Annotated in this window: 29 protein-coding genes and 1 pseudogene; 4 read left to right on the forward strand and 26 right to left on the reverse strand. The window is 41.8% G+C overall.

Annotated elements, in window-relative coordinates:
• The 26 genes and pseudogenes from rplO to AC2SLN_RS08965 all read right to left on the reverse strand — a co-directional run bounded on the left by rplO (position 1) and on the right by AC2SLN_RS08965 (position 15,706).
• Positions 1-450 carry a 50S ribosomal protein L15 gene (rplO, locus tag AC2SLN_RS08840; protein ID WP_486548194.1) on the reverse strand — a complete coding sequence of 150 codons (450 nt, stop codon included), beginning with the start codon at positions 448-450 and terminating at the stop codon, positions 1-3.
• Positions 450-629: a 50S ribosomal protein L30 gene (gene rpmD, locus AC2SLN_RS08845; protein ID WP_486531042.1), complete on the reverse strand. Its 180-nt coding sequence runs from the start codon at positions 627-629 to the stop codon at positions 450-452. The genes rplO and rpmD overlap by 1 nt, the downstream gene beginning before the upstream one ends.
• Before the next feature lie 35 nt (positions 630-664).
• Positions 665-1,162 (reverse strand): 30S ribosomal protein S5, encoded by a 498-nt coding sequence (rpsE, locus tag AC2SLN_RS08850; protein WP_486531041.1) that lies wholly within the window; start codon positions 1,160-1,162, stop codon positions 665-667.
• Between the two features lie 2 nt (positions 1,163-1,164).
• Complete coding sequence (gene rplR, locus AC2SLN_RS08855) at positions 1,165-1,515, reverse strand: 50S ribosomal protein L18 (protein WP_486548193.1); 351 nt, start codon at positions 1,513-1,515, stop codon at positions 1,165-1,167.
• A gap of 11 nt (positions 1,516-1,526) precedes the next feature.
• Positions 1,527-2,060, reverse strand: a complete 534-nt coding sequence (rplF, locus tag AC2SLN_RS08860) for a 50S ribosomal protein L6 (RefSeq protein WP_486531039.1) — start codon at positions 2,058-2,060, stop codon at positions 1,527-1,529.
• A 205-nt stretch (positions 2,061-2,265) separates the two neighbouring features.
• A complete protein-coding gene (rpsH, locus tag AC2SLN_RS08865; protein WP_486531038.1) occupies positions 2,266-2,664 on the reverse strand; it encodes a 30S ribosomal protein S8 in 399 nt (132 codons plus the stop codon).
• Between the two features lie 12 nt (positions 2,665-2,676).
• The gene (gene rpsN / locus AC2SLN_RS08870; RefSeq protein WP_486531037.1) at positions 2,677-2,982 is read right to left on the reverse strand and encodes a 30S ribosomal protein S14; all 306 of its coding nucleotides are present in this window, start codon (positions 2,980-2,982) and stop codon (positions 2,677-2,679) included.
• 12 nt (positions 2,983-2,994) lie between these two features.
• Positions 2,995-3,531: a 50S ribosomal protein L5 gene (rplE, locus tag AC2SLN_RS08875; RefSeq protein WP_486531036.1), complete on the reverse strand. Its 537-nt coding sequence runs from the start codon at positions 3,529-3,531 to the stop codon at positions 2,995-2,997.
• A 20-nt stretch (positions 3,532-3,551) separates the two neighbouring features.
• Positions 3,552-3,869 carry a 50S ribosomal protein L24 gene (rplX, locus tag AC2SLN_RS08880; protein WP_486531035.1) on the reverse strand — a complete coding sequence of 106 codons (318 nt, stop codon included), beginning with the start codon at positions 3,867-3,869 and terminating at the stop codon, positions 3,552-3,554.
• Positions 3,870-3,877: 8 nt separating this feature from the next.
• Positions 3,878-4,246: a 50S ribosomal protein L14 gene (gene rplN / locus AC2SLN_RS08885; RefSeq protein WP_486531034.1), complete on the reverse strand. Its 369-nt coding sequence runs from the start codon at positions 4,244-4,246 to the stop codon at positions 3,878-3,880.
• A gap of 155 nt (positions 4,247-4,401) precedes the next feature.
• Entirely contained in the window at positions 4,402-4,689 is a 288-nt protein-coding gene (gene rpsQ / locus AC2SLN_RS08890; protein WP_486531033.1) for a 30S ribosomal protein S17, read from the reverse strand.
• Positions 4,686-4,883: a 50S ribosomal protein L29 gene (rpmC, locus tag AC2SLN_RS08895; protein WP_486531032.1), complete on the reverse strand. Its 198-nt coding sequence runs from the start codon at positions 4,881-4,883 to the stop codon at positions 4,686-4,688. Before rpmC ends, rpsQ begins: the two co-directional genes overlap by 4 nt.
• A complete protein-coding gene (rplP, locus tag AC2SLN_RS08900; RefSeq protein ID WP_486531031.1) occupies positions 4,883-5,296 on the reverse strand; it encodes a 50S ribosomal protein L16 in 414 nt (137 codons plus the stop codon). Before rplP ends, rpmC begins: the two co-directional genes overlap by 1 nt.
• Positions 5,236-6,037 (reverse strand): annotated as a pseudogene (gene rpsC / locus AC2SLN_RS08905) (30S ribosomal protein S3). The gene rplP and the pseudogene rpsC overlap by 61 nt, the downstream one beginning before the upstream one ends.
• Positions 6,038-6,040: 3 nt before the next feature.
• Positions 6,041-6,370, reverse strand: coding sequence for a 50S ribosomal protein L22 (gene rplV / locus AC2SLN_RS08910; protein ID WP_486531030.1), 330 nt, complete (start codon positions 6,368-6,370; stop codon positions 6,041-6,043).
• A gap of 10 nt (positions 6,371-6,380) precedes the next feature.
• Positions 6,381-6,656, reverse strand: coding sequence for a 30S ribosomal protein S19 (gene rpsS / locus AC2SLN_RS08915; RefSeq protein ID WP_486531029.1), 276 nt, complete (start codon positions 6,654-6,656; stop codon positions 6,381-6,383).
• An 11-nt stretch (positions 6,657-6,667) separates the two neighbouring features.
• Complete coding sequence (gene rplB / locus AC2SLN_RS08920) at positions 6,668-7,495, reverse strand: 50S ribosomal protein L2 (protein ID WP_486531028.1); 828 nt, start codon at positions 7,493-7,495, stop codon at positions 6,668-6,670.
• A gap of 11 nt (positions 7,496-7,506) precedes the next feature.
• On the reverse strand, positions 7,507-7,857 hold the full coding sequence (gene rplW / locus AC2SLN_RS08925; RefSeq protein ID WP_486531027.1) for a 50S ribosomal protein L23: 351 nt from the start codon (positions 7,855-7,857) through the stop codon (positions 7,507-7,509).
• Positions 7,854-8,456: a 50S ribosomal protein L4 gene (gene rplD / locus AC2SLN_RS08930; protein ID WP_486531026.1), complete on the reverse strand. Its 603-nt coding sequence runs from the start codon at positions 8,454-8,456 to the stop codon at positions 7,854-7,856. The genes rplW and rplD overlap by 4 nt, the downstream gene beginning before the upstream one ends.
• A gap of 14 nt (positions 8,457-8,470) precedes the next feature.
• Entirely contained in the window at positions 8,471-9,109 is a 639-nt protein-coding gene (gene rplC / locus AC2SLN_RS08935) for a 50S ribosomal protein L3 (protein WP_486531025.1), read from the reverse strand.
• 92 nt (positions 9,110-9,201) lie between these two features.
• Positions 9,202-9,513 carry a 30S ribosomal protein S10 gene (gene rpsJ, locus AC2SLN_RS08940; RefSeq protein ID WP_007394248.1) on the reverse strand — a complete coding sequence of 104 codons (312 nt, stop codon included), beginning with the start codon at positions 9,511-9,513 and terminating at the stop codon, positions 9,202-9,204.
• 598 nt (positions 9,514-10,111) lie between these two features.
• Positions 10,112-12,004, reverse strand: coding sequence for an Rne/Rng family ribonuclease (locus AC2SLN_RS08945; protein ID WP_486531024.1), 1,893 nt, complete (start codon positions 12,002-12,004; stop codon positions 10,112-10,114).
• A 190-nt stretch (positions 12,005-12,194) separates the two neighbouring features.
• Positions 12,195-12,908: a Maf family protein gene (locus AC2SLN_RS08950; RefSeq protein WP_486548192.1), complete on the reverse strand. Its 714-nt coding sequence runs from the start codon at positions 12,906-12,908 to the stop codon at positions 12,195-12,197.
• Between the two features lie 279 nt (positions 12,909-13,187).
• Positions 13,188-13,667 (reverse strand): rod shape-determining protein MreD, encoded by a 480-nt coding sequence (gene mreD, locus AC2SLN_RS08955; RefSeq protein ID WP_486531022.1) that lies wholly within the window; start codon positions 13,665-13,667, stop codon positions 13,188-13,190.
• A gap of 70 nt (positions 13,668-13,737) precedes the next feature.
• Positions 13,738-14,649 carry a rod shape-determining protein MreC gene (gene mreC / locus AC2SLN_RS08960; protein WP_486548191.1) on the reverse strand — a complete coding sequence of 304 codons (912 nt, stop codon included), beginning with the start codon at positions 14,647-14,649 and terminating at the stop codon, positions 13,738-13,740.
• 28 nt (positions 14,650-14,677) lie between these two features.
• Positions 14,678-15,706: a rod shape-determining protein gene (locus AC2SLN_RS08965; RefSeq protein ID WP_486531020.1), complete on the reverse strand. Its 1,029-nt coding sequence runs from the start codon at positions 15,704-15,706 to the stop codon at positions 14,678-14,680.
• A 688-nt stretch (positions 15,707-16,394) separates the two neighbouring features.
• On the opposite strand from AC2SLN_RS08965, the gene gatC reads away from it, so the two are divergent.
• From gatC to gatB, 4 genes are all read left to right on the forward strand, one after another.
• Entirely contained in the window at positions 16,395-16,727 is a 333-nt protein-coding gene (gene gatC / locus AC2SLN_RS08970) for an Asp-tRNA(Asn)/Glu-tRNA(Gln) amidotransferase subunit GatC (protein WP_486531018.1), read from the forward strand.
• A gap of 106 nt (positions 16,728-16,833) precedes the next feature.
• Entirely contained in the window at positions 16,834-18,345 is a 1,512-nt protein-coding gene (gene gatA / locus AC2SLN_RS08975; RefSeq protein WP_486548190.1) for an Asp-tRNA(Asn)/Glu-tRNA(Gln) amidotransferase subunit GatA, read from the forward strand.
• A gap of 108 nt (positions 18,346-18,453) precedes the next feature.
• Complete coding sequence (locus AC2SLN_RS08980; protein WP_486548189.1) at positions 18,454-18,774, forward strand: DUF2834 domain-containing protein; 321 nt, start codon at positions 18,454-18,456, stop codon at positions 18,772-18,774.
• 537 nt (positions 18,775-19,311) lie between these two features.
• Entirely contained in the window at positions 19,312-20,817 is a 1,506-nt protein-coding gene (gatB, locus tag AC2SLN_RS08985) for an Asp-tRNA(Asn)/Glu-tRNA(Gln) amidotransferase subunit GatB (RefSeq protein WP_486548188.1), read from the forward strand.
• Positions 20,818-20,830: the final 13 nt, after the last annotated feature.

Here is a 20,830-nt window from a genome sequence, read left to right on the forward strand (position 1 = left end):
TTACTCCTCAGTGTCCTCAACTGTGCCGCCAGCTGCCTCAATAGCAACACGGGCACCTTTAGTCACTTTAACACCTTTAAATGTATAAGCTTTATTAATCTCGCCAGATAAAATGATACGCGCACGTCTCATGTCATGACGGATAATATTGGCTTCCTTCAAACTCTCAACACTTACTACATCACCCTCAATCTTATTGAGTTCAGATAGGCGAACTTCAGCAGTTGTAAAGGCCATTTGACTAGTAAAACCAAATTTAGGTACACGACGGAATAAAGGCATTTGTCCACCTTCAAATCCACGACGAATACCAGATCCTGAACGTGACTTTTGACCTTTCACACCACGTCCACCAGTCTTACCTAGACCTGAACCGATACCACGGCCTTTGCGATGTGCTGTTTTTTTAGAACCAGGTGCAGGTGCTAATTCGTTTAATTTAAGTCCCATTACGCTTCCTCCACTTTAACCATGTAATTGATGCGATTCACCATTCCACGGGTTGAAGGCGTGTCTTCAACTTCTACGGTTTGACCGATACGGCGTAAACCTAAACCCATAAGACAAGCTTTGTGGCTCTTAAGGCGATGGGCACCAGATTTAATTTGAGTAACTTTCATTGTTTTCATCGTAACTCACCTATTTATATATATCTAAAAAATGGTTAGCCCAAAATTTCGTCTACAGATTTACCACGCTTCGCTGCCGCCTTTTCAGGTGATGACATGTCACGTAATCCATTAAAGGTTGCACGTACTACGTTAGTTGGGTTTGTTGAACCATAACATTTAGTTAATACGTCTTCTACACCAGCAGATTCAAGTACAGCACGTACAGCACCACCGGCAATAACACCAGTACCTTCGTTAGCTGGTTGCATATATACTTTACTTGCACCATGACGGGCAACAATTGGGTGTTGTAATGTAACGCCATCAAGATCAACTGTGATCATGTTACGTTTGGCAGCCTCAAGAGCTTTTTGGATCGCCGCTGGAACTTCACGAGCTTTACCACGACCAAAACCAACACGACCATTACCATCACCAACAACAGTTAGCGCAGTGAATGAGAAAATACGGCCACCCTTAACTACTTTCGAGACACGATCCACTGATACTAACTTCTCAACAAGACCGTCTGTTTGTTCTACTTTAGACATAATTAAAACTCCAATCCATTTTCACGAGCGGCGTCAGCCAAGGCTTTAACACGACCATGGTATTTGAAACCACTACGGTCAAAGGCGACTTTTGTAATACCTAGAGATTTACCACGCTCAGCGATAAGTTTACCTACAGCTGTAGCAGCTTCAACATTACCCGTTGCACCAGAGCGTAACGAATCATCAAGTGTAGATGCTTGAGCAATAACTTCTCCGCCGGTTGGAGAAATGATCTGAGCATAAATATGTCGTGGAGTACGGTTAACAGTTAACCGATGCACACCCAAATGGCGGATGTGTGCACGTGTTTTTTTAGCTCGACGTAAGCGAGCAGCTTTTTTATCCAACATGTCATTTCACCTTATTTTTTCTTAGCTTCTTTACGAACCACATGCTCGTCACTATAACGGATACCTTTACCTTTATAAGGTTCGGGTGGACGATAACTACGGATGTTCGCAGCAGCTTGGCCTAGTTTCTGTTTGTCGCTTGATTTGAGGACAATTTCAGTTTGGCTTGGTGTTTCTGCACTTACACCTTCAGGTAGCATATATTCAACTGGATGAGAATAACCAACATTCAAGGTTAGTTTATTTCCAGCAACTTGAGCTTTATAACCAACACCAATTAGCTGTAAACGTTTTTCAAAACCCTCAGAAACACCTTGTACAAAATTGTTCAAAAGAGAACGTGCCGTACCAGTATGCATCCAAGCTTCTTTCGTTTCAGAAACAGGTAATAAGATGATTTGATCATCTTCTTGTTTTAGCTCGACCAAATCGTGCAGGTGTAAAGACATTGTGCCTTGCTTGCCTTTAACTTCAACCTGCCGACCGTTCAAAGTAACACTAGTGCCTTTAGGCAGTGCTACTGGGGCTTTAGCCACACGAGACATAGGAATATCCTTAATAACAGATAAATAACAAATGACTATGAAAAAATTAACAGGCCTAAAGCCTGTTATTTTTTTATAATCAGCTCTATATCACCCAAACACTTTCTATAAATATATTGCTAAATTTTGTTAAGTGCTTAGTTGAGGGCACATATTATAGCGTAATAATATTTTTTTAGAAGTATTAAATGATATGATTCTTAATTTAGGCTACAAATGCAATTATTTCGCCGCCAATACCAGCTGCGCGTGCAGCACGATCACTCATGATACCTTGGCTAGTAGAAACGATTGCAACACCTAAACCTTTTTGAACTGTTGGAATTGCGTCTTTACCACGGTATTGACGCAAACCAGGACGACTATAGCGTTTAATTATTTCAATAACTGGCTTGCCTTCAAAGTATTTTAACTCAATACTTAGAGTTGCTTTGCCGTTACCATGATCTTCTACAGATGCCGAAGCCACATAGCCTTCATTAACTAATAAATCTGCAATAGATTTACGTAGCTTTGAATTTGGCATATCAACAGAAACTTTTTTTGCCATTTGTGCGTTACGAATACGGGTTAGCATATCTGCAACTGTATCTTGCATACTCATATTATTACTCCCTTACCAACTAGCTTTACGTACGCCTGGAACATCACCTTGCATAACGCGTCGGCGCAATACATTACGTGATAAACCAAACTTACGGAAGTAACCATGAGGACGCCCAGTAACGCCACAACGGTTGCGTAATCTAACAGGTGATGAATTACGTGGTAGAGATTGAAGCTCTAAAATCGCCTCCATTCTCTCTTCATCACTTGCATTTGAGTCACTAATAATAGCTTTTAGCTTAGCACGCTTATCAGCATACTTAGCAACCATTTTCTCGCGCTTCAATTCGCGATTAATCATGCTTTTCTTTGCCATAATGCTTAAATCCTATTTAAATGGGAAGCCGAATGCTTTAAGCAGTGCCCGACCCTGCTCATCATCTTGAGCAGTTGTCGTGATAGTGATATCAAGCCCACGAAGGCGATCAATTTTATCATAATCAACTTCTGGGAAAACTATTTGCTCTTTGATGCCTAATGAGTAGTTACCACGACCATCAAAAGCTTTTGGAGAAAAGCCTCGGAAATCACGGATACGTGGTATAGCAATAGCAATGAGACGATCTAAAAACTCATACATTTGCTCGCCACGAAGAGTTACTTTGCAACCAATTGGCCATTCTTCACGGATTTTAAAGGCAGCAACAGATTTGCGAGCTTTGGTAATAACTGGCTTTTGACCTGCAATTGCCGTCATATCAGCTACAGCACCTTCCAAGAGCTTTTTGTCTTGTGAAGCACCACCAACCCCCATATTAAGAGTAATTTTGGTAATTTTTGGTACTTGCATGACGTTTTCTAAGCCTAAAGCTTCTTTAATCTGTTGCTTATATTCGTCATTGTATAATGATTTTAATCTTGACATTGCTAATACACCCTTAGTGTTTATGCAGTCGCCACTACTTCACCGTTTGAACGATAAACGCGTTGTTTTTTGCCTTCGTCGTCAAACTGATAAGTAATACGATCAGCTTTTTGGGTTTGCGCATTGAAAATTGCGACGTTTGAAATATGTAAAAAAGCTTCTTGCTTCACAATACCACCTTCAGCACCAGTAGCCTGATTTGGCTTTTGATGTTTGGTTACAATGTTAATGCCTTCAACTTTAATACGGTCATTTTTTACCGCTAGCACAGTGCCTTGTTTGCCTTTATCTTTACCAGCAATAACAATGACATTGTCGCCTTTACGTAATTTAGCCATGGGTTACCTCACAGTACTTCTGGTGCTAGTGATACAATTTTCATAAATTGATCACCACGTAATTCACGAGTTACCGGCCCAAAGATACGAGTGGCAATCGGGGCTTGGTTCTGGTTAAGCAAAACAGCAGCATTGTCATCAAAACGAAGTACTGAACCATCAGGGCGACGTACACCTTTTTTGGTACGTACGACCACAGCGTTCATAACATCGCCTTTTTTGACACGGCCACGTGGGATTGCTTCTTTTACAGATACTTTAATAATGTCACCGACGGATGCATAACGACGATGAGAACCGCCGAGCACCTTAATACACTGAACACGTCGTGCACCGCTATTATCTGCAACTTCCAGAATTGTTTCAGTCTGAATCATCGCGCTACTCCATTGATCAGATGCATAAGGCAATTAAATTATTGAATTACCTAAGCAATCATTGAAAACGATGATCACAGAAGTAATTCAAGTATTCTGGTATGTCACCGCAAGGGGGCGTATTCTACCAGAATTTTATGCCAAATGCAATTTGCTTATATTTTTTCCGCTGTTTCCACAACGTCAAATAATTTCCAAGACTTAGTCTTAGAGATTGGGCGTGTTTCAACGATACGAACCACATCCCCTTCTTTACAGACATTATTCTCGTCGTGGGCTTTAATTTTTGTAGAACGACGGAGTTGTTTACCATACAGTGGATGGCGAACTTTACGCTCAACCAATACTGTTATGGATTTATCCATCTTGTTACTGACAACCTTACCAGTAACAATACCTACAGATGTGCCCGCATTTTCGGCTTGTTGAATATCGTCACTCATGAGGCGCCTCTTTGTTTCTCATTAATCAAAGTCTTGATCTGAGCGATCGCACGGCGATTAGCTCGGACTTCGTGGGTGCTACCAAGTTGACCGGTGGCTTTTGCCATACGAAGACGAAATGCATCAAGTTGCTTCTCATCTAGTAATCCAGCCAGCTCTTCTACTGATTTGTCTCGTAATTCACTGATCTTCATTACATTATCGTCCGCTTAACAATGGTAGTTTTGAAGGGAAGCTTAGCCGCTGCAAGCGTAAATGCTTCACGTGCTAATTCTTCTGAAACCCCTTCTATTTCATAAAGCATTTTACCGGGTTTAATTTCGCATACCCAGTATTCAACAGGACCTTTACCTTTACCCATACGAACTTCTAATGGTTTTTCAGTAATTGGTTTATCTGGAAAAACACGAATCCAGATTTTCCCACCGCGTTTAACTTTACGAGTAATGGTTCGACGGGCAGCCTCAATTTGACGAGCCGTCATACGGCCCCGACCAACTGATTTAAGGCCAAACTGACCAAAAGCCACGGTATTACCACGATGTGCTAAACCGGTGTTACGCCCTTTGAACATTTTGCGAAATTTGGTACGTTTTGGTTGTAACATAGCTTAACCTCTATCTGTGTTTGCTCTGTCGGAATTGCGACGGTTTCCACGGCCGCGGCGTTTTGGCGCACGAGACTTGTCTTCTTTAGGTGGATTATAAACACTATCCATACCATCAAGAATTTCACCACGGAAAATCCATACCTTCACACCGATGGTTCCGTATGTAGTCTCTGCACGAACTGATGCATAATCTATATCAGCACGGAGTGTGTGTAGAGGTACTCGACCTTCACGATACCATTCAGTACGTGCGATTTCAGCACCACCTAAACGTCCTGATAATTCAACTTTAATACCTTGAGCACCTGAACGCATACTGTTTTGTACTGCGCGCTTCATGGCACGGCGGAACATAACACGGCGCTCAAGCTGACTTGAGATACCTTCAGCAACAAGTCGGGCATCTAAATCTGGAGAGGTAATTTCTTCAATATTAACCTGAGCTGGTACGCCCATCATTTTGGTTAACTCTTTCTGTAACTTCTCAATATCTTCGCCTTTCTTGCCAATAACGATACCAGGACGAGCCGTTGATATTGTGATTTTAGCGGCACCAGTAGGGCGCTCAATCATAATGTGGCTTACCATTGCGTTATCGAGTTTTTTACGAAGATAATCGCGAACTTGAATATCATTAATTAGATATTTAGAGTACTGTTTAGGGTCCGCATACCAGTTGGCATTATGCTTCTTAACGACACCTAGACGAATACCGATTGGATGTACTTTTTGTCCCATGAGTTATTCTCCTACCTTAACAGTGATGTGACAAGTACGCTTACTGATACGATCAGCGCGACCCTTTGCACGTGGTAGGATACGCTTTAGCGTTATGCCTTCATCCACATATATAGTTGATACTTTTAAGGTATCAATATCTAAACTGTGGTTGTGTTCAGCATTAGCAATGGCAGACTCAAGACATTTCTTGACAAATACCGCGCCTTTTTTGTTACTGAACGCAAGGATATCCAAAGCACGCTCGATAGACTTACCACGAATCTCGTCTGCGACAAGTCGAACTTTCTGTGCCGAAATGGCGGCACCGCGTAATTTAGCAGTTACTTCCATAGTGAGCACCTTATTTTTTCATTTTCTTGTCAATGCCATGACCGCGATACGTGCGAGTCGGGGCAAATTCACCTAGTTTATGGCCAACCATTTGTTCGCTAATGATAACCGGTACGTGAGTACGACCATTATGAACAGAAAGAGTTAGACCAACCATTTGTGGCAGAATCATCGAGCGACGTGACCAAGTTTTGATAGGCTTACGTGAGTTAGACTCAATTGCTTTCTCAACTTTGGCAAACAAATGCGCATCAATGAATGGACCTTTTTTCAATGAACGAGGCATGAAATTATTCCTTATTTCTTCTTGGCGCGACGGCGGATGATCATACTGTCAGTACGCTTGTTACTACGCGTTTTAAGACCTTTAGTCTTCTGACCCCATGGGCTTGTTGGATGTTTACCCATATTTCGACCTTCACCACCACCATGTGGGTGATCGACTGGGTTCATCGCAGTACCACGCACCGTTGGACGAATACCACGCCAGCGTGATGCACCGGCTTTACCGAGTGATTTCAGGTTATTTTCAGAGTTCGAAACTTCACCAATAACTGCTCGACAGTTTACGTGTACACGACGTGTTTCGCCTGAACGCAAACGTAAAATTGCATAGATGCCATCCTTACCCAATAATTGAACTGAAGCACCAGCAGAACGAGCCAACTGCGCACCTTTTCCGATTTTAAGTTCAACATTACTAATAACCGTACCCACTGGAATATTTTTTAGTGGAATACAGTTTCCTGGACGGATTGGGGAGGCTTCACCTGATAATACGGTATCACCAACTTTAAGCTTCTTAGGTGCGATAATATAACGGCGCTCACCGTCGGCATATTTTAATAATGCAATATGTGCGGTACGGTTAGGATCGTATTCAATACGCTCAACCGTAGATGGAATATTGTCTTTAGTTCGCTTGAAGTCAATAATACGATAGTGCTGTTTATGACCACCACCAATATGACGTGTTGTTATACGCCCGTTATTATTACGACCACCAGACTTGCTTCTAGCTTCAAGCAATGGCGCATGCGGACGACCTTTGTAAAGATGTGGGTGTACCACTTTTTCAACAAAACGGCGACCTGCTGATGTTGGCTTTGCTTTTACGATAGGCATGAGTTGTATCCTTATTCGTTGTTCGCTGTTTCGCTAGTTGAAGGTGCTTTATCAGCAACATCTTCACCAGCATCAGCCATTTGTACATCTTGACCAGCTTTTAAGGTAACATAGGCTTTTTTAAAGTCATTACGACGGCCGATGCTTTTACCAAAACGCTTTGTCTTACCTTTAACATTTAAGGTGTTGACCTTAGTCACTTCCACACCTTCAAACATTAACTCGACTGCTTTTTTGATTTCACGCTTAGTGGCATTACCATCTACTTTAAATACTTGCACACCTAGCGAGTCACCTAACAGCTGAGATTTCTCTGAGAACACAGGCCCTTTTAAGACCTGATAAAGTCTTGCGTTGTTCATGCTAGTGCTTCCTCAAATTGTTTCGCTGCGTCAACAGACATGATGACTTTATCAAACGCAATCAAGCTAACAGGATCAACTTCGTTAGTACCTAATACATTCACATAAGGAATGTTTCGAGCCGCTAAATATAAGTTTTCGTCAACTTCATTGGTCACGATTAATGCTCTTGGAGCATCAAGTTCTGCTAATTTACTAACCAATTCTTTTGTTTTAGGAGTAGGCATTTTGATATCTTCTACTAAAACCAATCGATCTTGGCGAACAAGTTCAGCTAAAATACATTGCATTGCACCACGGTACATCTTACGATTCACTTTTTGTGACCAATCTTGTGGCTTAGCAGCAAATGCACGACCACCCCCACGCCAGATAGGACCACGAATTGAACCAGCACGAGCACGGCCTGTACCTTTTTGACGCCATGGTTTTTTACCGCCGCCAGAAACTTCAGCGCGTGTTTTTTGTGCGCGGCTACCCTGGCGTGCGCCTGCTAAATATGCAGTGACGACCTGATGAACGAGGGCTTCGTTGAATTCACGACCAAATGCCGTGTCAGACAGCTCAACCGCTGCGCCTGTAACAGTTTTTAAATTCACGTTAATCCCCTTGCTTAGGCTTTGATTGACGGACGTACGATGACATCGCCACCATTGGCACCTGGAATGGCACCTTTAATGACGAGAAGACCTTTTTCAGCGTCAACTGAAATTACTTCTAGTCCTTGAACCGTCACTCGTTTATTACCCATTTGGCCAGCCATTTTCTTACCCTTAAATACTTTACCAGGGCTTTGGTTCTGACCAGTAGAACCATGGGCACGATGCGATACTGAGTTACCATGAGTAGCGTCTTGCATGCTAAAGTTATGACGCTTTACGCCACCTTGAAAGCCTTTACCTTTGCTTTGACCTGTAACATCAACCAGTTGCCCAGCTTCAAACAAGTCTGCTGCAATTTGGTTTCCAGCTTCACGTCCCTCTAATTCTTCTTCAGTAACACGAAATTCCCATACACCACGACCAGCTTTAACGCCAGCTTTAGCGAAGTGACCTTTTTGCGCCGCAGTTACGCGACTGTCACGACGTTCACCTGTGGTGATTTGAATGGCTTGATAGCCGTCAGTGTCATTCGTTTTTACTTGAGTAATGCGGTTTGCATCGACCTCAACAACTGTCACAGGGATAGAAGCACCTGCTTCAGTGAAGACACGGGTCATGCCGCATTTCTTACCGACTAAACCGATCGCCATGTTAAACCTCTTTATATCTTCAATTAATAGTTTGGGTAATTTGAGTCGCTCTATATTAATCAGTACGCATTAAATAGATGACGTACTATTGATTAACCCAATGCGATTTGAACGTCTACACCAGCAGCCAAGTCCAATTTCATCAACGCATCAACTGTTTTATCAGTTGGCTGTACGATGTCAAGCATACGCTTGTGAGTACGGATTTCGTACTGATCACGTGCATCTTTATTGACGTGTGGTGATGTAAGGACGTTGAAACGCTCTATGCGAGTAGGCAACGGTACAGGACCACAAACTTGCGCACCAGTGCGCTTTGCGGTATCGACAATCTCTTGTGCCGACTGATCGATTAATCTATGATCAAAAGATTTTAGTCGGATACGGATTCTCTGGTTAGCCATGCCAGCAAGCTCCTAATAAATGGGTTTATCTCTATTTAACGCCCTAATGGCATTATTTTGATGATAAATAGCCGTTATATAAATGATTCACTTCCTGATCGTTTAGAATTGAAATTAATCATCTTAATCTCAAAAAACAAATCAAAAAACAAAATAAATTTATTCCTTGCCCACCATTTCCACATTGGAAGGTAGCAAAGAAATATGAAATTAGTACCAGAAACGATGCTCCGGCTGTAGGACGCTATTACTCAAGTTCTCGACAATTCTCATAAGATGCTATGATCTAGCAGGTTATTAAGCGATGAAAACCTGAAACGTCTATATAAATTCAGTGGATGGTATTATACAGATTATTCTGTTGTTTGCAAGTAGTGTTGTAGACAAATTTATAGAGTCACCTATAGAGCTATCAATGATACATTTTATTTTTTGTTGAGAAATCAAGAGTAAAAAATCAATATCCTTAAATCAATATCCTTAAATCAAATAGTGCTTAGATTGAATGGCATTTAAATTTAACAGTACTTTCAATTAATAGCATTCTCGATTCTGTATGTACAAAAGGCTTTAATAAACCTATTATCTCAAACATCAACTAATCTAAAACAATATCGTACTGCTCTTGTGTGTAAAGGTTTTCCACTTCAAATGTAATTACTTTACCTACTAAATATTCAAGGTCAGCCACTGTGTCAGCTTCTGAGGATAGTAATAAATCAATGACTGCTGCATGGGCAACAACCGTGAACTTTTTAGGCGTGTTATACGTTCGAGCACAGCGCATAAGCTCTCTAAAAATCTCAAAGCAAACAGTCTCTGCTGTTTTGACAAACCCTTTGCCTTGGCAAGTTTTGCAAGGCTCGCAAAGTTGTTGTTCTAAAGACTCTCGAGTTCGTTTACGCGTCATCTCAATTAGGCCAAGTTCGCTTACTTGGGTAATTTTCGTCTTAGCATAATCCTGAGCCAGTTGAGCTTGCAAATTTTCAAGCACATCATCTTTATGCTCTTGCTCAAGCATATCAATAAAATCTAGTATGATGATGCCACCTAAATTACGTAATCTTAATTGATGCGCAATCGCATGCGTGGCTTCTAAATTTGTTTTGTATACGGTATCTTCAAGAGAGCGACCACCAACAAAAGAACCCGTGTTGACATCTATGGTTGTCATGGCCTCTGTTTGATCAATGATCAGATAACCGCCAGATTTTAAATCTACCCGACGTTTTAAGGCGTCTTTAAGATCTTCTTCAACGCGATGAACATCAAATAGCGGTTGATCACCAGTATAGGGGATAATGCGTGTGTGAATAAACGGCACAAACTCTTTAGCAAAACGACGTACTTCATTGTACATACCTTCATGATCGACAATGACTTTTTCGGTGTCTGGGTGGACTAAGTCCCGTATGGATCTAAGCGGTAAGGATAATTCTTGATAGATAAGGACAGAGGCTTGTCCACTACCAATCGACTCTTCTTTACGTGCTTGAATAGTGCGCCACAGTTGCACCAAATAATAAATATCCTCTTCTAATTTCGGAACTGGTACTCGCTCAGCTGCTGTACGTGCAATAAGCCCCCCTTGCAAATTAACCGCCTGCATTAAATGCGCCAGTTCAGTTTTTAATCTATGTCGCTCTTCTTCATTATCTATACGTTGAGAGATGCCAATATGCTCGCTGGAGGGTAAATATACGAGATAGCGAGAAGGCAAGGAGATATTGGTGGTTAAGCGTGCGCCTTTCGTGCCTAGTTGGTCTTTAGTTACTTGTACTAATACTTTTTGACCTTCCTGTAACCGGTACTGAATTAATTCATGACGAGGTGGCTCACTGACCTGTCTTTCATGTAGCGGATTATTCTCTACTTGTGTAATGGCGTTACCCACTATATCCGGGCGATCATTTTCCAAAATATCAGTATCTAAATTATCAGCCTCATTCGCAAGTGCTGATTGTTTCTCGCGCATACCATTGGTTTCAATATCTGACTTCATGACGTTATTTACAAACGGTTCTAAACTTTTATTATCGCTAATCTGGCTAGCATCGGTAACAGTATCTGTATCCCTTTCAACAAGAAGATTAAAATGAGATGGGCTTGGCTCAGTTTCTAGAGTTTTGGTTTGGCTGTGCAGGTTTGAGCTGGACAAATAATCTGGATTATCCACATTCATACTGGTCAATATGGTCGGTTGCTGAGGTTTTGGCTTACGACGCATTTCTGGAGTACCCGTAAATGTGGGCGCTGCTCTCGGTATGCGGCGCATATCGTTAACATGTAAAAAAGCGGTGCGTGACTGTCCAATCTCGACAAATGCTGCTTGCATACCAGGCAATACACGCACCACAGTTCCCAAATATATATTGCCTACTAAACCTAACTTATTATGCCGCTCAATATATACCTCACTAACAACGCCATTATTTAATACAGCGACACGGGATTCCATTGGACTGACATTGATGAGTAACTCTTCTGACATAGCAAACCTATTTGATATTTTTAGATGATTTATTATAGTGAATTTAGGGACTGTATAGAATTCATATATAGCCGCTTAGCCGCTGCTTATTTATGACTTCGATATAAGGCAATCGAGTTTAGGGGATAAGGGTGTGACTAAAACAGAATGTTTGGACATAGTTTAGCGTATGGATAGCAACGCTGAGTAGTTAGACTTGATCTGAGTATACACCCATTGTGTGCTGATTGGCTTTGTGTTTAATGGAGTCGATTGCCATTAACGTCTGCGCCAGGGGTAAACCCACAACATTTGTGTAACTGCCGTTGATACGGCTAACCCAGGCAGCGCCTTTGCCTTGAATAGCATACCCCCCTGCTTTGTCCTGTGGCTCGCCACTTGACCAATAGGTCTCCATTTGGCGACTTGTTAACCGAACAAATTCCACTGTTGTTCTTTCTAATATTATTTGAGTATGGATTATGTTACCAGAGGCGTTTACTAAGCTAAGCTGCACCGCTGTCCATACTGAGTGACTTTCACCTGACATTTTCGTCCACATTCTAATAGCATCTGCTTTATCTATTGGCTTTACCAAAATAGAAACGCCATCTGGTAATACGCCAATGGTATCAGCAGTAATAACTAACTTTGGGTAACCCGAGGCGACTAATTGATCTTTAATCAGCTGATTGCACGCTGCAATAGCTTTACATTGAACCATTCGCTGAATATAGTCTTGCGGAGACTCATGTTGACCTACGCTCTCATCAATATCCACACTCATCGCTTCAAAATCGACATCAGCAGAGGCTAAAAGTTTCTTTCGCCTTGGCGAAGTAGACGCCAAAATAATGGGCAGAGGTTTGCCATCGAGGCTTTCATCATGCTTGTTTTTTGGATTAATGTCTACAATGTTTGTCATAGTTAATATAATTAATTTGGCAGATTTTAAATTTTAAAAGATTTTTAGGTTTTAAAATATAGTACTTAACAAATAAGTATTTATAAGAAACGTCTTAATAAGATTTTAAGGAGCTATTTAATAAGGAGCTATTTGGAATAGTTTCGAAGTAAACGAGAGTGTATAGCTTTATAAAGAAGATTTTAAAGCTGTATAAAAAGAGGTCATTACCATTCACAATAAAATCTCTAGATATATGGCGTCAATACATATGAGCTCTAATTTTCTGCTTTTTGCTACCTACTTAGATACTCGTATTAGCGCAAAATAGACGATTGGCCAAGTTATAATGCTTATTACCAAACCTAAAATACTATGACTAATAAAAATGTTTTGTGTAATGTACTGAACTACCCATAAAGTTAGTTGGAAAATAACTAAAGCACTGCTTGCAACCAGCCAAGCAATTGGCAAGCTTAAATCACGTAAGTAAATACAAATAAATCGTATTGAAAACGCCATAATTACGGCGGCACAACCCTGTTGACCCAATCGTGTATCTAATAATAAGTCAGCAATGATACCCACAGTAAAGGCCACCCCCACACCAACGTTTCTAGGTTTATGTATCAACCAAAAGACAAGCACCATTATAAGTGCCATTGGACGCAAGCTAGAAGCACCTAAGCTCATGGGATAAATATTAAAAATAGAGGCTATAACAAAGCTTGTTACTACAACGAAAAGACTGGCTGCTGGACTTAACGGGGTATCAATCATACTACCTATAGATCCGGTTGCGAAAAATGGAGAAAATACTGCAAGAGTAATTTGGGAATAAATGACAGGATTATTGACTAGGGGTAGTAGAAATCTTTGGCAATGCAGTAAATTGTAATGACTCAGTGTAGCTGTCATCAGTATATTGTGGCGCATCTTCTTTATCTTGCATTAACAATACATATGAGCTATCAATAAAGTTAGCTGCTGGCACTACCTCAATATTCATGAAGTTGTCTTTTTGTACAGGGTTAATGTAGGATACTCGCCCTACTCGATATCCAGCTGGGAAGCGACCACCCAAACCAGACGATATAAGCTCATCGCCAATTCGGATATCGGATGTTTTAAATATATGGTCCAGTCTTAGCGATTTGTTCGAGCCTTGTCCAGATACAATCGCTCGCTGGCCTGTGCGCTTAACAATAACCGAGACTGATTGCAATTCATCAGTAATCAATAATAAACGGCTAGTGTTTGGATATACGTTTATAATTTGACCTAAAATACCATTTTCATCAATGGCGGCCTGCCCTACCTGAACCCCGTCATCCCTACCTTTATTGATAACAACGATTTGTTTTAAAGGGTTGGTATCAGTACCAATAACTTGCGCCAAGTTTAAATCAAACTGGTCAGGCTTGGTGGTTGACAAAATGCCCTGCAAACGAGCATTTTGAGCTAAGATATAGTCTTGTTGCTGTAGCTTGGCTTGAGCGTGTAACAGTTGGGCATGTAGCTGCACATTTTCACGACGCAACGCCTCCTTGCTTACCATCGTACCATCTGACCAATGACTAACAAAGCTTGGTAATATAGAAAACTGGTAAATAGGTTGCATGGCAGCATGACCTGCATCACGAACCGGCATAAACCAGTCTGGATTCTTGCTGTCTAAAAGCATAAGAACCATGGCAACCAATAATACAGCTACCGTTTTGCGTAGTGATAAACTTTGTTGGGCAAAAATGCTTATAGACATATTAAATACACTGACTTAATCTTAACGCCTAAACAAAAATCATATTTAGGCTTTTATTATTTATAAATGCCAAAGCTGCACCACCACCACGGCTGACACACGTTAAAGGATCTTCTGCCACGGTCACAGGTAATCCCGTCTCTTTTGACAAAAGCTTATCTAAATTACGTAATAATGCGCCACCACCAGTCAACACAATGCCTCGCTCTGCAATGTCCGATGATAACTCTGGAGGCGTTTGTTCAAGTGCTGTCTTAACAGCGCTGACAATGCCACTTAGAGGATCACTTAATGCCTTTTGAACTTCTTCCGAGGTCACGGTTAGGGTTTTGGGCACCCCTTCCGCCATACTACGACCCCGAACTTCAACTTCAAGCTTGGCATCTTCATCAATAGCAGAACCGACATGCTGTTTAATACGCTCAGCGGTAGTCTCACCAATCACGCATCCATGATTGCGGCGTACATGAGTAATAATCGCCTCATCAAAGATATCACCGCCGATACGGATAGAGTCTGCATAGACACATCCAGACAGTGAGATTACGGCAATTTCAGTGGTGCCACCCCCTATATCAACGACCATTGAGCCACTCGCTTCGTGTACAGGCAAGCCCGCACCAATCGCTGCGGCCATCGGCTCTTCTAATAAATAAACTTTATTAGCGCCAGCCGAGGATACTGCTTCACGGATAGCTCTGCGTTCAACAAGCGTAGATTTACAGGGTACGCCAACCACAATATTAGGCTGCGCTAAAAAACGCTTGGCGTTCACTTTAGCAATAAAGTGCTTAAGCATCTTTTGAGTCACTTCAAAATCTGCGATGACGCCATCTTTTAAGGGACGAATGGCAGTAATGTTGTCAGGCGTGCGCCCAAGCATTTGCTTGGCATCAATACCAACAGCCGCAACAGTAGGGTTCTGGGTGCGGTTACTACGTAATGCCACCACAGTAGGTTCATCAAGCACGACACCTTTTCCAGGGGCATAAATTAATGTATTAGCGGTGCCAAGATCTATGGCGATGTTATTAGATAAAAATCCGAACGGGTTCATGTATCGTATTTCCAGCGTATTGCGAATTGAGGAGTGCCGTAAATGTTTATGTATTAGGCTAAGGTGTTTGGTCGGCAAATAAAGACTCAAATTCAAATCTAGTCAATAATCAAATCATAAGCCACTTAGCCTTTCTGCTAAGATCTGCTAAGAAATTGAGCAATATTACCGAGTCAAAATAAACAAACACTTTAACCAAAGTTAAGTATGACGACAAGGAAAAATAGAAGTTTTTTTATAGAAAACTTAGAATGTTGCAAATTATAGCCTTTAATAACTGATAAATCATGTGAATATATGGTTTTTAACCAACTAAACGTCACTAATTTGCAACATCTCATGTCAGAAACCTTACTAAAGCGTGTTTAGATACTCAAAACTGACTCTATTTACTAAAAATTAATAGATATTTTATTTTTAGCTATATCTAACTGAAGTTGCTATCAAGAAGTTATTATCTAAAAGCTACGCTTAAGCTTAAGAAGTTGCTATCCAAAAATTACTATACATCTGACATAGATGACACTGAAAATAACCCTTAGTTGCTTTATAATGTACAAACTTAAGATCTAATTAGGGCATTTTTAACATTCGCAAATTAATACTGCTTTGCCGTCCACAAGGAGAGCACTGTACACGAATGCTCAACCCACCCTTAGGTTAATTTTATAAAAGGATCACAACATTTATGACAACTATCAGCTCACAGTCCCCTTTAAATGATATTCGTGAAGATAAAATTAGTACCGATGATATTTTAGAGGTTGCTAAATTATCTCGTCTTGCGGTAGATGAACAAGCCGCTCAGGGCTATGCTGAAGATATTGATAAAATTTTACAAATGATGAAAACCATCGCAAGCGTTGACACGGAAAGTTTGACCCCCTTATCCAATATTCATGAAGCCGCTCAAGAGCTACGTGCAGATGTGCCAAACCCGGATATTGACCGTGAGCTTAACCAATCTATTGCGCCTGCCGTTGAACAGGGGCTGTATCTGGTACCTCAAGTTATGGACTAGACTAGGCCCGGCCTTTATTGCCCGGTACTTGTTGACAGTAACTTGCGCATTATTAATGAATCAATATCAATAAAATCAATCTTAAACCGACTACATGGACGCCACTATGTCTGACCTACATCATTTATCCATTGCCCAGCTTGCTGATGGCTTACAAAGTCAACAATTCAGTAGTATTGAGTTAACTGAACATTTTTTAAATCGTATTGAAAATTTTGATAAAAAAATAAATAGCTTTATTACAGTTGATGTTGAGGGAGCTAAAAAGGCTGCTAAAGCTGCAGATGAGAAACGTCGTTCAAATATCGATGGTGTGACTAGTGCGCCCTTACTCGGTATCCCTATGGCGCACAAAGATTTATTTTGTACTAAAGGCTTGCTGACTACCAGCGGCTCAAAGATGCTTCATAACTTCGTGTCGCCTTATGATGCGACCATCGTTGCTAATATTCGTGAAGCTGGTGCGGTATGTTTGGGTAAATTGAATATGGATGAGTTCGCTATGGGCTCAGATAATGAAAGCTCCTATTATGGTGCTGTCCATAACCCGTGGGATACTGATCGTGTGCCAGGTGGCTCTTCAGGGGGCTCAGCGGCAGCCGTCGCAGCAGGGTTTGTGCCTTTTGCGACGGGTAGTGATACAGGTGGCTCTATTCGTCAACCTGCCTCATTCTGTGGCTTAACGGGTATCAAGCCAACTTATGGACGTGTGTCTCGCTTTGGGATGATTGCTTATGCGTCGAGTTTAGATCAAGCGGGTACCTTTGGGCGTAGTGCTGAGGACTGTGCTTATCTCTTGCATCCGATGGCAGGTCATGACCCTCGTGACGCCACCTCAATTAATCGCCCTGTACCAAACTATATCAGCGATATGAAATCAGCTGTAGAGCAAGCCGATTCTGACAAGCCTTTTACGGGATTACGCATTGGTGTGGCTAAGGAATACTTCGGTGAAGGATTGGATGCTGAAGTTGAATCTAAAGTTCGAGCAGCACTGAAACAATATGAAGACTTAGGGGCGACTATCGTAGAAGTACATATTACAGACCCCAAAATTACCCTAGCAACCTACTATATGTTAGCACCAGCAGAAGCCTCATCCAACTTATCGCGCTTTGATGGGGTACGTTTTGGCTATCGCTGTGAGAACCCAAAAGACTTAGCGGACTTGTATACTCGCTCTCGTTCTGAAGGCTTTGGTGATGAGGTTCAGCGCCGTATTTTGATGGGTACATATGCCTTATCAGCTGGATATTTTGACGCTTACTATACCAAAGCGCAAAAGGTACGCCGTGTAATATTGGACGACTTCGACAAAGCATTTGCCAGTTGTGATTTCATTGCCAGTCCGACAGCACCGACTGCCGCTTATAAACTCGGGGAAGCTCTTGATCCTGTCACGATGTATTTAGGCGATGTCTATACTATTGGTGTTAACTTAGCGGGTTTACCTGCGATTAGTATGCCTGCTGGATTCACTAATGCTGGCTTACCAGTGGGGCTACAATTAATTGGTAATCATTGGGACGATAGCAAGTTACTATCAACGGCGCATTTGTTCCAACAGCATACGGATTATCATACGAAGTTGGCGCCGATTGCGCAGACTGGGATTTAGAGAGTAGCGTGGGTGATAACCCACGACTTATTATCTTGATACGTGGGTTTCACTGCGTTGCACCCGCACTACACAACTTGGTTTAACTCAAACAGGGAATGACACGGTATGAAATGGATATTATTAATGCTCGCCCTTGTGGGATTAATTGCTCCCTATTCGCAGTTTTTGCCTTGGATTTTAGAAAATGGTTTAGACGTACCTTTGTTAATTGAACAGGCTATAGATAATCGGGTGAGTGCTGGGGCTTGGGTTGATGTTATTATTTCTGCCATTGCCTTGTTTGCGATGATGTTCTATTTAAGGCAGTCGTTTAAAGCTCTAGATATGGTAATTGTGGTATTGGGCACTTTCATTGCTGGCGTTTCTTTATCACTTCCTTTGTTTTTTTATTTTTTGCTGCATAGAGAAGTTATTAAGGTTCATTAATAAGTTAAACCAGTAGGTAGCGTGGGTGATAACCCACGACTTATTCTATTAATACGTGGGTTTCACTGCGTTGCACCCACGCTACGCAACAAGATTAGGTGTGGAAATTTCGTATATAGGTGGCTTTGGAGTGAGGTGCGGTTTAGTGCAGTAGCGTGGGTGATAACCCACGGCATATAACATTTTTCTACGAGCAATTTGTTTCTAAGAACCGCGAATGTGAATTACAAGAGCGGTTTAGCCCTGACAGTAGCGGTATACTGCCAGTTTGGGCGGGTTGCGGGGTCTAGGTTTTGAGGGGGTGTCGAGGCAACAGCAACCACTCAAACCGTTTCCCCGCCCCGCCTAGACTGGGAGATATAGCGGATGGCAGGATTGGCTCCAGATAATAATTTTTATAAATAAGACTAACGCAAACGTCACGATTTCAATCATGAATAGCGACTGGGGACTATTTATTGCGTCAGTCTAAATAAATATTTTAACAGTAAAATTCGTAACATTTTAAATTTAATACATTGAGTGATGGGAAAAGGTATGAACGAATTTCGAGAGATAGAAACGCGGAAAGAGTTGTTGGTCGATGGCTATGAAGTGGTCATCGGTATTGAGATTCATTGTCAGTTGAACACGGACAGTAAAATCTTTTCCAGCTCGCCAACGAAGTTTGGTAATGAGCCAAATACACAAGCGAATATTGTTGATTTGGGCTTACCTGGTGTGTTGCCTGTATTAAATGAAGGGCTTATTGAGCGTGCTTTGAAATTCGGTATTGGGGTGAATGCGGAGCTTGGGTTACTCAATACGTTTGACCGTAAAAATTACTTTTATCCTGATCTGCCAAAAGGCTATCAAATCACGCAAATGGCAAACCCAATCGTGGGTAAAGGCTACATAGATGTGATCGTTAATGAGGGCGAGAAAGACGAGTACAAAAAGCGTATCGGCATCACCCGTGGGCATTTGGAAGAAGATGCGGGCAAGTCAGTGCATGATGCGGTTGCGGGCATGACCGGTGTGGATTTGAATCGTGCTGGGACGCCACTTATTGAGATTGTGTCTGAGCCTGATATGCGCTCATCTAAAGAAGCGGTGGCTTATATTAAGGCGATTCATCAGTTGGTTACGTGGCTTGATATCTCTGATGCGATTATGGCGGAAGGCTCGTTCCGCTGTGATTGTAATGTGTCTGTACGCAAGCCAGGGGAAGAATTTGGGACACGTACTGAGCTTAAGAATTTAAATTCGTTCCGTAATATCGAAAATGCGATAAATCGTGAGATTGACCGTCAGATTGATATTCTTGAGGATGGCGGTTCAATCATTCAGGCGACGATGTTGTACGATCCAGAAATGGACGAAACGCGTATTATGCGGACTAAGGAAGATGCGGACGATTATCGCTATTTCCCTGATCCTGATTTGTTGCCTGTGCGTATTGAGCAAGCAACAGTCGATGCAATACGTGCAAAAATGCCTGAATTGCCTGTGGTGCGTCGTGAGCGTTTTGAGAAAGAGCTGGGCTTATCAGAATATGATGCTCGCGTATTAACCGATAGCCGAGAGCTTGCGGATTATTTTGAAACGGTGCTTGAGTCTGTCGGTACTCAGCATGCCAAACTGACCGCCAACTGGATGATGGGTGAGCTGTTAGGGGCATTGAATAAAGATGATAAGACTATTATTGACTCCCCTATTAGTGAAGGTCAGTTGGCGGGATTGCTGAAGCGTCTGAACGACAATACCTTATCAGGCAAACTGGCTAAGCAAGTATTTACGGCCATGTATGACGGCGAAGGTGGTGACGGTGATGATGCGGCCGATAAGATTATTGAAGCCAAAGGTTTGAAACAAGAGACCGATACTGGCGCGATTAAGGCGATGGTTGAGGAAGTGATTGCTAATAATCAGGCGATGGTCGAGGAGTATAAAGGTGGTAAGGAGAAAGCCTTTAATGGTCTGGTCGGTCAGGTGATGAAGGCAAGCCGTGGTAAGGCGAATCCTAAACAGGTCAATGAGATTTTGAAGGAGCTTTTGGGGTAGTTTTTAGATGCGA

The sequence above is a fragment of the Psychrobacter sp. CX90 genome, from assembly GCF_057396305.2.